The 15,297-nt window shown below is 58.9% G+C and carries 9 protein-coding genes; all 9 read right to left on the reverse strand.

Annotation, left to right across the window (positions count from 1 at the left end; genetic code table 11):
• Window positions 1-207 precede the first annotated feature (207 nt).
• The 9 genes from CDO73_RS19640 to pheS all read right to left on the reverse strand — a co-directional run bounded on the left by CDO73_RS19640 (window position 208) and on the right by pheS (window position 14,865).
• Complete coding sequence (locus CDO73_RS19640; RefSeq protein WP_256972779.1) at window positions 208-456, reverse strand: aspartyl-phosphate phosphatase Spo0E family protein; 249 nt, start codon at window positions 454-456, stop codon at window positions 208-210.
• A gap of 126 nt (window positions 457-582) precedes the next feature.
• Window positions 583-1,824 carry an aminotransferase class I/II-fold pyridoxal phosphate-dependent enzyme gene (locus CDO73_RS19645; RefSeq protein ID WP_373446992.1) on the reverse strand — a complete coding sequence of 414 codons (1,242 nt, stop codon included), beginning with the start codon at window positions 1,822-1,824 and terminating at the stop codon, window positions 583-585.
• 13 nt (window positions 1,825-1,837) lie between these two features.
• Complete coding sequence (locus tag CDO73_RS19650; protein WP_088490226.1) at window positions 1,838-2,338, reverse strand: Lrp/AsnC family transcriptional regulator; 501 nt, start codon at window positions 2,336-2,338, stop codon at window positions 1,838-1,840.
• Between the two features lie 456 nt (window positions 2,339-2,794).
• Entirely contained in the window at window positions 2,795-3,214 is a 420-nt protein-coding gene (locus CDO73_RS19655) for a DUF350 domain-containing protein (RefSeq protein ID WP_088490227.1), read from the reverse strand.
• A gap of 25 nt (window positions 3,215-3,239) precedes the next feature.
• Entirely contained in the window at window positions 3,240-5,603 is a 2,364-nt protein-coding gene (locus CDO73_RS19660) for an endonuclease MutS2 (protein ID WP_088490228.1), read from the reverse strand.
• Between the two features lie 258 nt (window positions 5,604-5,861).
• Window positions 5,862-6,959, reverse strand: a complete 1,098-nt coding sequence (locus CDO73_RS19665; RefSeq protein ID WP_088490229.1) for a GGDEF domain-containing protein — start codon at window positions 6,957-6,959, stop codon at window positions 5,862-5,864.
• Window positions 6,960-6,967: 8 nt separating this feature from the next.
• Window positions 6,968-11,065 (reverse strand): cell division protein ZapA, encoded by a 4,098-nt coding sequence (zapA, locus tag CDO73_RS19670; RefSeq protein ID WP_179218763.1) that lies wholly within the window; start codon window positions 11,063-11,065, stop codon window positions 6,968-6,970.
• A 298-nt stretch (window positions 11,066-11,363) separates the two neighbouring features.
• The gene (gene pheT, locus CDO73_RS19675) at window positions 11,364-13,793 is read right to left on the reverse strand and encodes a phenylalanine--tRNA ligase subunit beta (protein ID WP_088490231.1); all 2,430 of its coding nucleotides are present in this window, start codon (window positions 13,791-13,793) and stop codon (window positions 11,364-11,366) included.
• Window positions 13,794-13,848: 55 nt separating this feature from the next.
• Window positions 13,849-14,865: a phenylalanine--tRNA ligase subunit alpha gene (pheS, locus tag CDO73_RS19680; protein ID WP_088490232.1), complete on the reverse strand. Its 1,017-nt coding sequence runs from the start codon at window positions 14,863-14,865 to the stop codon at window positions 13,849-13,851.
• Window positions 14,866-15,297: the final 432 nt, after the last annotated feature.

A 15,297-nucleotide genomic window follows, 5' to 3' on the forward strand; every position in this document is an offset into this window, starting at 1 on the left:
CTTATTCCTCCTTGAATTGTACCTTTAACAAGTGCTCTTTAACAATATATCACAACTGACCTGCCGCAAGCATTTTCGGAAGATCGGCCGCTAGGATCGCATGAACGCAAAAAAAAGAAAGAGCTTCCGAAACGAAGGCTCTTTCTTTGGGCATATCAACGAAATCGAGTTCGAATAAAGGTCATGATCGGAGAATGCGCCGAAATCTCAACGCGCGAGCTGCATATATTCATTGATCTTCAGATCCAGCCGACTGCTGATTTCGACGACTGCAGCAGCGGTGAACGACTGTTCCCGTCTGAACGTTTCTTCCATCTGGGCACGCAGCAGACGAATCTCTTCCTGCAAAAACAGTTCGCGTTCCGCCATAGCTGCGGGGACTTGAACGGCATGCTGCGGTCGAAACCGCGCAGAGCCGGATTCATGTCCGGTCATAAGGAACGAAGCGGCAGACAAAAAACATTCCCCCTTGAATAAGTCACCTGATTCAAGCCCCCATTATATAGAAACTCTCCAATAAAAGCAACTTATTCAAGAAGGAGTATGTCAAGAAAAACGTAAATATTTAATTCGAACGTCGTTTTACGCGCCTTCGCGTTTTACTTTGTACACGAATTGGCTGATCCGATCCAGCGCTTCGTTCAATTGAGCGACGGAAGTCGCGTAGGAGCAGCGGATGAACCCTTCGCCTCCGAGTCCGAATACGTTGCCCGGAACGGCCGCGACTTTGCCTTCCACCAACAAACGCTGAGCGAAATCTTCGGACGCCAAGCCGGTCGATTGAATGCTCGGGAACGCGTAGAACGCGCCTTCCGGTTCGTGGCAATCCAGCCCCGCGTCGCGCAGTCCTTGCACGACCAGACGGCGGCGGCGGTTGTACGACTCGACCATCTTGTCTTTCTCGCCGAGGCCGTGAGTCAGCGCTTCGAGCGCCGCGACCTGTCCCATGACCGGCGCGCACATCACGGTATATTGGTGGATCTTCAACATGGCGGAGATCAGTTCCGGGTGACCGCAGGCATAGCCCATGCGCCAACCGGTCATCGCGAACGCTTTGGAGAACCCGCTGACCAGAATCGTCCGGTCTTTCATGCCCGGAGCGGCGGCGAAGCTGGCATGCTTGCCCTGCCCGTAGCTGAGTTCGGCGTAAATCTCGTCGGAAATGACGATCAGATCGTGCTTCTCGACGACTTTGGCGATCGGCAGCCAATCTTCGGCCGTCATGGTCGCTCCGGTCGGATTGCTCGGGTAGCAGAGAATCAACACTTTGGATTTCGGCGTGATGCTGGCTTCCAACGCTTCGGCCGTCAGCTTGAAGCCGTCTTTAGCGAACGTCTCGATGCCGACCGGCACCCCGCCGCCGATCGAGGTGATCGGCGAATACGAGATGTAGCACGGCTCCGGCACGAGCACTTCGTCGCCCGGGCGCACCAGCGCGCGCAGCGCCAGATCGATCGCTTCGCTGCCGCCGACGGTGACCAGGATTTCTTTCTCCGGGTCGTACGACGTGCCGAAAGACGCGTCCAGATAAGTCGAAATGGCTTCGCGCAGTTCCGGCATGCCGGCGTTGGACGTATAGCGCGTATATCCGCGTTCGAGCGAGTAGACGCAAGCTTCCCGCACATGCCACGGCGTCACGAAATCCGGTTCGCCGACGCCGAGCGTGATGATGTCTTTGCTCGCGCTGACCAGATCGAAAAATTTGCGAATGCCCGAAGGCTTGATGTCCCGCACCAGCGGCGACAAATAACGTTCCATGGAGCCGTGCTCGGAATCCGAAGGCTGAAGCGTGCTGTTTTCGTTCACTTCACGGTTAGTAATCATCGTTTCGCATCCTTTACGGCGAGATCAGCAGACGGCGGTCTTCTTGGTGTTCTTCGAAGATAATGCCGTTTTGCTTGTATTTTTTGAGGATAAAATGCGTTTTGGTCGACAAGACCGACTCGATCGGCGAGAGCTTATCCGAGACGAAGCTGGCGACGTCTTTGAGGTTGATGCCTTCGACTTCCACCAGCAGATCGTAAGCGCCGGACATCAGGAACACGGATTTGACCTGCGGATACAGATAGATGCGTTCCGCGATCCCTTCGAACCCCCGTCCGCGTTCCGGCGTGATCTGCACTTCGATCAAGGCCGTAACCTTCTCGTCGTCGACTTTGCTTTCGTTGACCACCGTCGCGTATTTGACGATGACATGGTCCTGTTCGAGCTCCGCGACCGCCTGCCGCACTTCTTCCTGCGGAACGCCGAGCAGCGTGGACAGCAGTTCCGGCGTTCGCCGCGCGTCTTCTTCCAAAAGTTCGAGAATGTCCAGTTTGAGCTTGTTCGTTTCTTTCACTTCGCATGCCTCCAGATGGTTTCGCTTGGTAGATGACTCGCCGAGTCAACTCTTTACTGCTTTATTGTACCCCATCTTACCCCAAAAAAAGCTCGGACGCTACCGTCCCAAGCGAATCCGAGCATACCGCCGCCGCTTAAAAAAGACCTCTTTGCGGCTTTTCGCTTCGTCTCCGCATTCCCCGCATCCTACGCCCTCCCTTTCCCCTACCAAAAAGCCCCGCTTCTCGAGTAAGCGGGGCTTGAGGGGATTTGAGGTTGTAAGGTCTGATAAGTTTTAGATAAGCCGGATAGCAGAGGAAGAAAAGTTCGGCGGAGGAGCGATAGCGTTCGCCTTTGTAATCGGGAAGCTTCCTTCTTAATCTCATCCGGCTTCCCGATTACAACACGCGACCGAAGCGAACTTTTCGACCGTTGCGATCAAGGCCTCTTAAACGTATAGGACCTTTTCGCCGCCTTAAAGCACCGAAACCCCGATTACGTAAGAAAGGGCCACCGACAAGATCATCGATATCAACCCCACCGCCTTATTCCCGTTCCCGATCTCTTCGTCCACCTTGAAGAACGGCGTCACGAACTCGAACAGGAAATACGCGACCATCAGCAGCCCGAAACCGAGCAGCGACCAGAGCATGCTCTCGTAGATCGTCGAACCGGATTCGATGCAGAATCGCAAAATATTGCAGATCCCGAAGATCTTGCCGCCGGTCGCCATCGCGACCGCCAGATTGCCTTTGCGGATCTCGTCCCAACATTTGTAACGGGTAACCGCCTCGAAAATCGCCAGAAACACGACCAGTTCCAGCACCGCGACGGAAAAATACGCGATCGCCGCTCCGATCGGCGTGTTCAATATGGAATCGATAACGTCATTCATCTGCTTGAAGCTCCGCCCCTTCCCGTCACTTCAATTCGGCCACGGTCACGCCGTTGCCGCCTTCGCCGTAGTTGCCGAGGCGGTAAGACTTGATCAACTTGTGGCGGCGCAGATGCTCCTGAATGCCGGTGCGGAGAATCCCCGTGCCTTTGCCGTGAATGATATAGACCTGACCGAGATTCGACAGAAACGCTTCGTCGATGAAGCGGTCGGTTTCCATCAGCGCTTCTTCCAGATTGGCGCCGCGCAGATCCAGCTCGGAGCGCGTACTGTCGTCTTTGGTACGCTTGACCGCCGTGACCGGTTTTTGTTTCGGTGCCGATGCCGGAGCGTTCTGGACGCGTTCGAGCGAATCGAGCGCGACTTTCATCTTCATGATGCCGACCTGCACGAGCGCTTCTTTGCCGTCGAGTTCGATGACATGGCCGCGCTGACCCAGATTCGACAAGATTACTTCGTCGCCCGCTTCGATCTTCTGCGAAGATTTCGCGGCTTTGCTTTTGGCCGGCTTTTTGGCGCGGGCGGCAGGTTCGGCTTCGTCGAGCTGGCGGCGCGCCGCGATCAGCTTATGCTCTTTGACCGAAGCGCCTTCTTCCATCGCCAGACGGCGCAGATCGGTGATGACTTCGTCGGCTTCTTTGCGCGCTTTGGCGATAATCTCGCGTGCTTCGTTCTCCGCTTTCTCAAGCCTTGCGTCGCGCTGCGATTCCAGCTTCTCGAGCTCGCGTTCGTGCTGCGCGCGCAGCTCTTCCATCTCGCGGCGCAGCCGTTCGGCTTCTTCGCGTTCGGCTTCCGCGCCGATGCGGTTCTCTTCCAGCGCGCTGATCATGTTCTCGACGCGCAGATCTTCTTCTTTGACCTCGCCGCGGGCGAAGCTCAAGATCTTGCCCGGCAGGCCGAGACGTTCCGCGATCGCGAACGCGTTGCTTCGTCCCGGCACGCCGACGAGCAGGCGGTACGTCGGGCTGAGCGTCGCCACGTCGAATTCCATGCTGGCGTTGATCACGCCTTCGCGCTCGTAAGCGTAAGCTTTGAGTTCGCTGTAGTGAGTGGTCGCCACCATGCGGCAGTTGAACTGATGGATATATTCCAGAATGGCGATCGCCAGCGCCGAACCTTCCGCCGGGTCCGTGCCCGCGCCCACTTCGTCGAGCAGCACGAGACTTTTCGGCGTCATGTCTTTCAGGATTCGGATGATATTGGTCATATGGCTGGAGAAAGTACTGAGACTCTGTTCGATGCTCTGCTCGTCGCCGATATCCGCGTAGATCGCGTCGAAGACGCACAGTTCGCAGCCTTCGTCCGCCGGAACGAACAAGCCGGACATCGCCATCATGCTCAGCAGGCCGATCGTTTTGAGCGTGACCGTTTTACCGCCGGTGTTCGGACCGGTGACGATGATGCTCGAAAACTCGCCGCCGAGTTCCACGTCCAGCGGCACGACCGCTTTCTGGTCGATCAGCGGATGACGGCCTTTGCGGATGCGCAGGTAACCGCGGTCGTTCATCTTCGGTTCGGTCGCTTTCATGCGGTGAGCCAGACGGCCTTTGGCGAAAATGAAGTCGAGCTGAGCCAGCGCGTCCACGTCGTACGCCAGCAGTTCGGCTTGTTCGCCGACCGCGGCGGTCAGTTTTTGCAGAATGATCTCGACTTCCCGCGTCTCGCGCAGCTTGGTCTCGCGCAGCTTGTTATTCATGGCCACGATCGCTTCCGGTTCGATGAACATCGTCGCGCCCGAACTCGATTGGTCATGCACGATGCCGCCGAAATGCGAGCGGTATTCCGACTTGACCGGAATCACGAACCGGTCTCCGCGGATAGTGATCAATTGGTCCTGCAGCATCTTCGACACGCTCGAAGAGCGGATCATCGATTCCAGCTTCTCGCGGATCCGGGATTCCCCGCCGCGCAGTTCGCGCCGGATCGCGGCCAGCGTCGGGCTCGCGGAATCCAGCACTTCGGCCGAATCGCCGATGCACGAATTGATCAGACGTTCCAAGTCTTTCTGGTCCGAGATCAGCTCGGCCAGTTCGTTCAGCAGTTCGATCGGATGATCTTCGTGCAGCGTCTGGATAAAACGGCGCAGACGACGGCTTCCGTACAGCGTCGTGGCGATGCCCATCAGCTCGTGCGGGTTCAGCATGCCGCCGATGCGCGCGCGCTGCACGGCCGGACGGATATCGACGATGCCGCCGAACGGCGGCGATCCTTTGAGACGATCCACGTCGAACGCTTCGAGCGTGGCTTGCAGCAGACGCTGGACGGTAGCCAGATCGGTATCGGGCTTCAGCGCCCTCGCCGTTTCTTTGCCCAGCGAGGTCTGCGCTTGATCGGCCAGCGCGTTCGAGATGCTCGCGTATTGCAAAATTTCGAATATTTTATCGTTCAAGAACGTGACAACTCCTTATCGGTTCTGGAGGCCGCAGCGGCACTCCGTCCCTTGATTATAGCGAATTCCAAGCGCGGATACCATGATCGCGCGTCGGAATAAGCCGGATGCGGCGTTAAGCAAACAGCCTTTCCGAATTCGGCCGGCGGCAAGTAGCCGCCAAACGTTCGGAAAGGCTGTCGCCGGATCGAAGCCGCCATAGCGTCCGTACGAAGTCCGACGGTTCGGTCCGGCGCGCTTGGAGAAACTTAAAGTTTCCTATTTCGGCGAAAGCGCGTCCTGATCGGCATCGTATCCGACCACGCGGTTTTTGCCCGTACGTTTGGCGCGATACAGCGCCGCGTCGGCTCTGCCGAACATCGTTTCCGCGGTATCTTCGGGCTCGTAGGCGGATAACCCTATGCTGACGGTCACCGGATGATTGCCCATGTACGAATAGTTGGCCTGTTCGACGCCGCTTCGAATACGCTCCGCGTATTTCGCGGCTTCTTCGGGCGTTTTCTCCGTAAAAATGATCGCGAATTCTTCGCCGCCGTATCGCGCGGCAAAATCGTTCGGCGAGATCGCCATCCCGACGCGAATCGAGACTTCTTTGAGAACCAAATCGCCGATCATATGACCGTACGTATCGTTGATCTTTTTGAAATTGTCGATATCGAGCACGGCCACTTGAACATTCAAGCCGTTGCGTTTGCACTGCTCGACCAGATCTTCAAGGTATTCGTAGAAAGTCTGATGGTTATAGAGCTGCGTCAGCGAGTCGGTCTTGAGCAGACGCTGCGAGATCGCTTTGTCGACGATCAGGTCCTGCTGCGTCTTCGTCAACTGCTCGACCTGCCGCCCGATCTCGATCGCCCGGCTCAGTACGACCCGCCCCAGCAGCAGGGAACAAGCCAACATGGAGATTCGCAGCACGAAGTCTTCGATATTCCGATCATAAATCGTACGTTCGATCGCGAAGTAAAACACGGCATAAAAAGCGATGTTCAAGGCGCCGAACAAATCGAGCAGCCTGCGGTCGAAATAGATCAACGGAACGAACATGGGAAAAATCAACAAAATACCGGGCGTATTTTCCGTATATAATCCCAAATTCAAATAGTTCAGGTAAGCCATCGTGAAGCTGATGCCGATCACGACCTGCCTCCCGTAACGGCGGAAAGACGCGTACAGAATCTCGCCCAGACCGGCGACGATCACGACCAGCAGGCTCCTTACGAGCACGGAGCCTATTCTGATATCGGGATCGCTGCCCTCTTCGGCCAGCGAATAAGCGATTTGGACGACGAACACGATCGCCGCCACGATCCAGTAAGCATTCAGGACTTGTCTGTTCAGCCGATCGACGTTAGCCATGATTCATCTCAGTGCCGCTGCTCCTGCTCCAGCAGTTCCATCCATTCGTTATATTCTTTCTGAAGCGAAGCATACTCCTGCTGAAGCCGCGTGCATTCCCGGTCCGCCGCTTCGCGTTTGTCTTTTTCCATCTCGCGTTCGACATGCAGAACCCGAAGCTGATGCGAGAGCACTTCGTACTGCTCCGTCACCTGATTCAGCTCGTCTTGAATACGATCGCGCGATTGCCCGTCGCCGCTCGCGGCGTCGGCCGCTTCGGCGAGACGCGCTTCGAGTTCCGAACGTTCCGCGGACCAAGCTTCGCGCAGACCGTTCAACTGTTCGATTTCGGCGTTCAAACGAGCGCTTTGCGCTTCGAGTTCGCGAAGAGCCGCTTGCGCCGACCGAAGTTCGTTCTCCGACTGCCGGCGTTCTTCCGCCGTTTTCGCTTCGCGGGCGGCGGCTTCCTCGAGCTTGCGCTCCGCCGCGACCTTCTGCTTGGTCAGCGCGCGTTCGCGCTCGCCGGCTTCTTCGAGTTCGCGGCGCTGACGCGCCGTCTCGATCCGCCAAGAAGCCTCGCGGCCGCCGAATTCGGCGACGCGGGAGAACATCCGCTCGCGTTCCGCCTGCCATTCGCTTTCTTCTTCGCGCAGGCGTTCGGCTTCGCTTTTCGCTTCGTCCAACGCTTCGACGGCCAGAATCTGACGATGACGGGTCTGTTCCAATTCCGTCTCCAATTCGGCGATCCGCGCTTCGAAAGAAGCGGCGCGCTCGTTCAGGGCTGCCGATTCGCGGCGGGTTTCGTCCAACCGCGCGTTCAGATCGCGCGATTCCGATGCCGCGGCTTCCTCGCGTTCGCGGGAAGCGGACAGTTCGTTTTCCAAGCGCGCATATTCCCGCGCGCGCTGCTCTTCGCCCGCGGTCAGCGCATCAAGACCGCGTTCCAATTCGTCTTTCTGCTCGCGCAGAGAACGCACTTGATCTTCGAGATCGCCCGCCAGCGTTTCCAGACGCCGCTGTTCGGCGCCGTGCTCGGCTTCGCGGCGAACATAACCGTCCACTTCGCCGGTCAGCTCCGACAAACGGCCTTCCAGCTCGCCCAGACGTCCTTGCAGTCGTTCCCGCTCGGCCCGAAGTTCTTCGTTAAGCCGCAGCATCGCTTCCTGCTCGCTTTGCAGGTTCGCCAGCTCGGCTTGCACGCGCTCGCGATGATCTTGAAGTTCCTGTTCGCGCCGCCGCGCTTCTTCCAAGCGCTCGGCGAGCGATGCCCGTTCCGCATCCGATTCGGCCGAACGCCGCTCCAGACGCTCCGTTTCTTCGGCGGCGGCTTGACGGGCCGCTTCCAGCTCGCCGAGACGCGCGCGGGCCGAATCCAGTTCGGCTTCCAGCGCCGATTTCTCCGCCGCCAGAGCATCGGCGCTCTCGCTCAGCGCCGACAAACGCCGCTCCAGCGACTCCGCCGCTTCCGCCTGCCGCGCGCCTTCTCCGCGCGCGGCTTCCAGCTCGCTTCGCAGCGCTCCGCGTTCGCTTTCCAGCTCCGCGATCCGCGCCTGAAGCTCGCCTGCGGCTTGAGCCTGCCGCTGCAATTCGCTCTCCAGCGCGCGTTCCCGCTGCACGAGCTCGGTCACTTCCTCTTCGAGCCGGACCGCTTCGCCGGTCAAGTACTCCTCGCTGCTCGTCAGCTCGTCCACGCGGCGGGCAAGCTCCGCGCGCGCCGCTTCCGCTTCGGAGCGACGCGCTTCCAGACCGCCGAGCTCCGCTTCCAGCTCGGCAATCCGCGCGCCGCGTGCCTCGGCCGCTTCTTCCAGCTCCAGACGGCGGGCGTCCCAGCCTTCTTCCGCCCGGCGATAACCGTCCAGACGCTCTTCCAGCTCCGAGCCGCGCGTCCGGGCTTCGTCCAACTCGGCTTGCCGAGCTTCCAGTTCGCTTTGCAGCGAAGCTTTGTCGCCGTCGAGCGTTTGAGTCTCCGCTTCGAGGCGCGACTTCTCTTCGCTCAGCGCGAGCCATTTGATCTCCAGCTCGTCTTTCTCGCCGCGAAGCGCATCGGTTTCGCTTTGCAGCGCCGCTTTCTCGCCGCCGAGCGCTTGCGTCTCCGCTTCGAGACGGGCCTTCTCTTCGCTCAGCGCGAGCCATTCGGTTTCCAGCGCGTCTTTCTCGCTCCGGAGCGTATCCGCTTCGCTTTGCAGCGCCGCATAACGGCCGACCGAAGCTTCCAGTTCGCCGGTCAGGCGCTCTTTCTCTTCGCCGGCAAGCCGCAGTTCGGTTTCCAGACGGCTTCGATCGCCGTTCAGCGCGTCGAGACGTTCTTCGAGACGCGCCCGTTCTTCCGAGGAAGCGTCGAGCTCCGTTTCCAAGCGTTCTTTCTCGCTTTGCAGGGACGACAAGCGCTCTTGCAGGCGCGTATTTTCTTCGTCCGAACTTTCCAGCTTGCCGTTCAAGCTTTCTTTGTCTTCCGTAACGATCAACAGCTCGTCTTCAAGCTGCATCTTTTCGAGCTTGAGCGATTCCAGTTCGTTTTCCAGAACCTCTTTCCGTTCGACGACGGCCCGAAGTTCGCTTTGCAGAGCGGAACGTTCGTTTTGCGCCTGCTCCAGCTCGCCGGCCAGACGATCTTTGTCGCTGCCGACAGCCGACAGTTCGCCGCGCAGCCGCTCCGTTTCCGCTTGCAGCGCTTCCTGCTCTTCATGCAGACGAGCCGCTTCCGCCGCTTGCTCCTCCAATTTCCGTTCGAGCCTGCCGCTCGCCGCTTCGGCTTCCGCCGCAAGCGTTTCGAGCATGCTTTTCTCTTCCTGCCATTCGTTTCGGCGTTCCTGCCAAACTTCCAGCTTCGACGCCAATTCGGCATTCTCCGCCGCGCGCGCCGACTCCGCATCGGCCAGTTCCGCCGCGCGAAGTTCGAGCGTTTCGCGTTCGTTTCGCTGCTCGTCGAGCGCAAGCCGCAGCCGCTGCTGTTCGTCCAACAATCCGCTCTCCGTCTCGCGAGCGTCCGACAGTTCGGCTTCGAGCGCGGTTCTCCGCTCTTTCTCCTCGGTTTCGCGCACGCGCAGTTCTTCGAGACGCGCCAGCGCTTCTTCGTGGCGCTCGGCCGCTTCCTGTTCGCGCTGCCGCGCTTCGCTCAGTTCCGATTCCAGACGAGCCGTCTCTTCGCTCCAGATGCTTTCGCTCTCTTCGAGTTCGCCGACGCGGGCTTCGAGACGTTCGCGAGCCTCCGTTTGCGAACGCAGTCCGCTCTCCAGTTCTTCGGCACGCAGCGCGGCCGCTTCCGACCGTTCGCGCAGCTCCGCTTCGCTCGCGCGCAGCGTTTCGAGTTCTTTGCCGAGAGCGAGGTTGCGCTCCGACGCTTGTTCGCCGGAACGACGGAGTTCGGCCGTCTGCGATTCCAATTCGACGCGCACCCCGTTCAAACGGGCTTCTTCTTCGCGCAGCAGCGCCAGTTCCAATTCCAACTCTTCGCGGCGGGAATCGCTGTCGGCCAGACGGCCGCGCAGGTCTTCGCCTTCGCTCCGCCATTTTTCCGCTTGTTCGCGGCTTTGCGCCAACGCCTGGTCGCCGCGGCTTTTTTCCTGACGCGCCGCCGCGAGTTCGCTTTTCAGCGCCTCGCCCGCTTTGCGTTCCGCGGACAGTTTGCCGTCGCTGATCTTAAGCGCTTCTCCGGCTTCTTTGCCGGCTTTTTCCGCTTCGGCCAGCTTCGTTTCCAACTGCTTTTTCAATCCGGTCAAGCTCTGGAGTTCGCCGTTCGCGCGCTTCAGTTCGTCGCTGCGGACAGCCAATTCTTTCTCCGCCGCCGCGAGCCTCGCGTTTTCCGCGCGCAGCGACTCGACTTCGGACTCGTAAGCCGCGCCGCGTTCGCGCTGCTTCGCAAGTTCCGTCTCCAATTCGGTAAAACGCGCGGCCGCTTCGTCCAACTGCTGCTGCAAACCTTGATTCGTGACGTTCGTCTCCGCCATATTGACGGCAGCCAGCACGGCAATCCGTACGGTATCCAGACGCGGGTGACCGGTCGCGATCGCGGTCATGCGCTCGTCGACCATGTGGGCGACCCGCTTTACGTATTCTTGGCTGCTTCCGAGAATTTTATAGGACGTTCCGTATATCTCCACGTTGACTGTCTTCCGTTCTTCAGCCATCTTCGCCCGCTCCTCTCCGTTATATCGATCATCTATGGCAAGCCGGTCTCGCCGACTCGCCTGCGTGAACCGCTTCATTTAATAAAGTCGTTTGATCCTATCGCCATTATGACGCCTTTCGGATCGGAAAGTTGCTCCGAGACCGAACAGAAAGCCTATTCGGCTTACTTTTTCCGCGCCGAGAACCGCATGCCCGACAACCAAAAACCGCATCCTTCTTCAGGAGCCCGTCCCGCAAGGGCGGACCGGGTCCCTAAAGAATTCGATGCGGTTTTGTCTTCTCCTGCCGAAAGATCGCTTACTTTCTCAATTCGGCGGCGAAAGTTTGTTCAAGAGCGGTTACGACGTTCTGCTGCGCCTGAGCGACTTCTTCGTCCGTCAGCGTACGTTCCGGGTTGCGGTACGTGAGCGCGATCGCGACGCTTTTCTTATCCGAAGCGACATGCTCGCCGGTATACACGTCGAACACGCGAACGTCTTCGAGCAGCTCTCCGGCCGAGGCGCGCGCCGCGGACAGCAGAGCTCCCGCTTCGACCGAACGGTCGACCACGATCGCGATATCGCGCTGCGCGGACGGATAACGCGGAAGTTCGCGGTATTCGATCTCCGGCATCGCGGCCGCGTACAGTTCGTCCAAGCAAATCTCCGCGACGTACGTATCTTCGAGATCGAAATCGCGCTGAAGCTGCGGATGCAGTTGGCCGAGCACGCCTACGCGTTTGTCCGGCGATTGGTTCAGATAGAGCGACGCGGAACGTCCCGGGTGGAATCCGTCCGGCGCGTCGGCGCGGTATTGGCCTTCGAGACCCAATTCTGCCAATACGCTCTCTACCGCTCCTTTAAGATCGAAGAAGTCGACTTTGCGCGGCTGCGCGCCTACGACGTCTTCCGTTTTGCTGCCGGTAAGCAGCAGGCCGAGCATCGTGAGTTCGGTCGGCTGGACCGTGACTTTCTGTTCGTTCGAATGGAACACTTTGCCGATCTCGAACAGCGACAGATCCGCGTTCTTGCGGTTGCGGTTGTATTCCGACGATTCGAGCAGCATCGGAAGCAGGCTGGTACGCAGCACGCTGCGTTCTTCGCTCATCGGCATCGCCAGCGGAACCGCGTTCGTGCCGGCCGAGAACGCTCGGAACAGTTCGGTGTTCTCCGGACGGGTGAACGAATACGTGATCGCTTCGTGGAACCCGCCGTGCGTCAGCGTCCGGCGAATGTTAAGACGAACCGCTTGCGATTTGGTATACGCGCCCGGCGTCGTCGGACCGTCGATCACGGTCGTCGGAATGTTGTCGTAACCGTGAATGCGCGCCGCTTCTTCGATCAGGTCCACGTCGCGCGTAATGTCGCCGCGGCGCGTCGGTACCTGCACGTCGATGATGCCTTCCGCGCTGTCCGCGCATTTGAAGTTCAAGCGCGCGAAGATCGCTTTGACTTCCAGCATCGAGATGTCCGTGCCGAGGTACGCGTTCAGTTTCGGCAGCGACAGCGAGATCGTCTTCTCTTGAATACTGCCGCTGCGCTGTTCCACGATGCCGTGCGCGACGGAGCCGCCCGCATGACGGGCCAGCAGCAGCGCCGCGCGATCGAGCGCCGCGATGACGGCCGAAGGATCGACTTCTTTTTCGAAACGCAGGCTCGCTTCCGAACGCAGGCCGAGCTTTCTCGACGTCTTGCGTACCGAAGCGCCGGAGAATTTGGCGGATTCGAGCGCGATGTTGACCGTCGATTCCGTCACTTCCGTCTCCAAGCCGCCCATCACGCCGGCCAGCGCAGCCGGACGATCTTCGCCGGTGATCAGCAGCATCGACGGATCGAGTTTGCGTTCTTGACCGTCGAGCGTCGTCAGCACTTCGCCTTCGCGCGCCGAACGCACGCCGATGTTCGCGCCGAGCTTGTCGGCGTCGAACGCGTGCAGCGGCTGTCCGCATTCCAGCATGACGTAGTTTGTAATATCGACCACGTTGTTCGTCGGACGAACGCCGGCCGCCATCAGGCGATTCTGCATCCACTGCGGCGACGGGCCGATCTTCACGCCCGAGATGTAGCGGATCGCGTAATGCGAGCACAACTCGCCGTTTTCGACCGTAACGCCGACTTTGTCCGAAGCGGAACCTCCCGCTTCGATCAAATCGATCGCCGGCAGCTTGACGTCGCGGCCCAGAATCGCCGCCGTCTCGTAAGCCGCGCCGATCATCGACAAGCAGTCGGAGCGGTTCGGCGTCAGATCGAATTCCAGCACCGCATCGTCCAGACCGAGCACGTGCGTGATCGGCAGACCGATCTCCGTGCCTTCCGGCAGGACGAGGATGCCTTCCTGCTGGTCTTTTGGCAGCAGTTTGTCGTTCATGCCCAGCTCTTTGGCCGAGCAGATCATGCCCTGCGAAGCCACGCCGCGCAGCTTGGCGTTCTTGATCTTGAAGTCGCCCGGCAGGACCGCGCCCACGACCGCGACCGGCACTTTCTGGCCGGCGTCGACGTTCTTCGCGCCGCAGACGATCTGCAGATCTTCGCCCGAACCTACGTCCACCGTGCAGACGTTCAGCTTGTCGGCGTCGGGATGTTTTTCTTTATGTTTCACGTAGCCGACGACCACGCCGGTCACGCCTTGGTTGCGCTGCTCGATCTCGTCGATCTCGATGCCGGAGCGCGTAATTTTTTCGGCCAATTCTTCAGGCGTCACGCCGTCCAGGCTCACATATTCGGATAACCACTGCGTAGATACTTTCACTGCCCGCTCACTTCCTTATTTGGATATGGATACTGCCGATTTCGATACGTTCGATTTATTGACGGGCGAACTGTTTCAAGAAACGTTCGTCGTTGTTGTAGAAATGACGGATATCGTCGATGCCGTATTTCAGCATGGCGATCCGTTCCGCGCCGATGCCGAACGCGAAGCCGCTGTACTGCTCCGGATCGTAACCGCTCATCTCGAGCACGCGCGGGTGTACCATGCCGCAGCCTAATACTTCGAGCCAGCTCGGTTCGGTCGCGCCTTTTTTCTTATAAGTCACGTCCACTTCGGCGCTCGGTTCCGTGAACGGGAAGAAGCTCGGACGCATGCGGATCTGCGTGTCTTCGCCGAACAGCTTCTGCATGAACGTCAGCAGCGTGCCTTTGAGATCGCTCATCCGGATATTTTTGCCGATGACCAGACCTTCGATCTGATGGAACTGGAACGAATGGGTCGCGTCGTCGTCGTCGCGGCGGTACACTTTGCCCGGGCAGATGACTTTGACCGGCACTTCGCCGTCCATGCTCTGCATGGTGCGGACCTGAACCGGAGACGTATGCGTTCTGAGCAGCAGTTCTTCCGTGATATAGAACGAATCCTGCATATCGCGCGCCGGATGGTCTTTGGGCAGGTTCAGCGCTTCGAAGTTATGGTAGTCGGTCTCGACTTCCGGACCTTCGGCGATCTGATAGCCCATGCCGATGAAGATCTCTTCGATCTCCTGAATGACCTGCGTCAGCGGATGTACCGCGCCGCGCGGCAGTTTGCGCCCCGGCAGCGTCACGTCGATCGTTTCCGAAGCCAGACGGCGTTCGGTCTCTTCGCGTTCGAAACGCTCGGCGTGCGAAGACACCGCCGCGTCGATCGCGTCGCGCACTTCGTTCGCCAGTTGGCCGATGACCGGGCGTTCTTCCGCCGACAATCCGCCCATGCCGCGCAGGATTTCGGTCAGTTTGCCTTTTTTGCCTTGATATTTTACGCGCAGCTCGTCGAGCTGCTTGGCGTCCGCTACGCTTTTCAAATGCTCGAGCGCCTCTTGCTTCAGTTGTTCCAATCTTTCTCTCATCGTCCGCAGACTCCTTTCCCGTAGGGAAGCTTTGAAGAATTACCTTTGCCGGATAAAACAAAAAGATCTTCCCGCCCCAAGGGACGAAAAGATCGCGTTACCACCCTAATTCAGAAGCCTTCCTCCGCTACGGCGGACAAAGAACCAAGCGGCCGATCGGCCGGGCTTCTCTCAGAGACGAGGATATCGGGTCGTCAATCCGGCGGTCCTAATGCGGGCATGCCCGGTTCAGACAGCGGCTCCGGAGCGAACTTCGGCGTCGGCGTGATCGCGAAAATGCTCTCAATCCACGGCATTTTCTCCCTGTACGGCGGCGGCGCTTACTCTTCTCCATCATCGCGGAAAATTTGAACTTGTAGTTCCTGTTACCTTTATGCATTTTACTAAAACTCTGCAACACTCGTCAATTACAAGTTTGGATTCCGAAATGAA

Source organism: Saccharibacillus sp. O23 (assembly GCF_002205895.1).
In the GTDB taxonomy this organism is placed as follows: domain Bacteria; phylum Bacillota; class Bacilli; order Paenibacillales; family Paenibacillaceae; genus Saccharibacillus.

What these genes read in the sequence shown, in the direction of transcription:
- CDO73_RS19645 (WP_373446992.1), bottom strand. Translation starts at nt 1,824, where the DNA reads ATGATTACTAACCGTGAAGTGAACGAAAACAGCACGCTTCAGCCTTCG.
- CDO73_RS19655 (WP_088490227.1), bottom strand. Translation starts at nt 3,214, where the DNA reads ATGAATGACGTTATCGATTCCATATTGAACACGCCGATCGGAGCGGCG.
- CDO73_RS19665 (WP_088490229.1), bottom strand. Translation starts at nt 6,959, where the DNA reads ATGGCTAACGTCGATCGGCTGAACAGACAAGTCCTGAATGCTTACTGG.
- zapA (WP_179218763.1), bottom strand. Translation starts at nt 11,065, where the DNA reads ATGGCTGAAGAACGGAAGACAGTCAACGTGGAGATATACGGAACGTCC.
- pheS (WP_088490232.1), bottom strand. Translation starts at nt 14,865, where the DNA reads ATGAGAGAAAGATTGGAACAACTGAAGCAAGAGGCGCTCGAGCATTTG.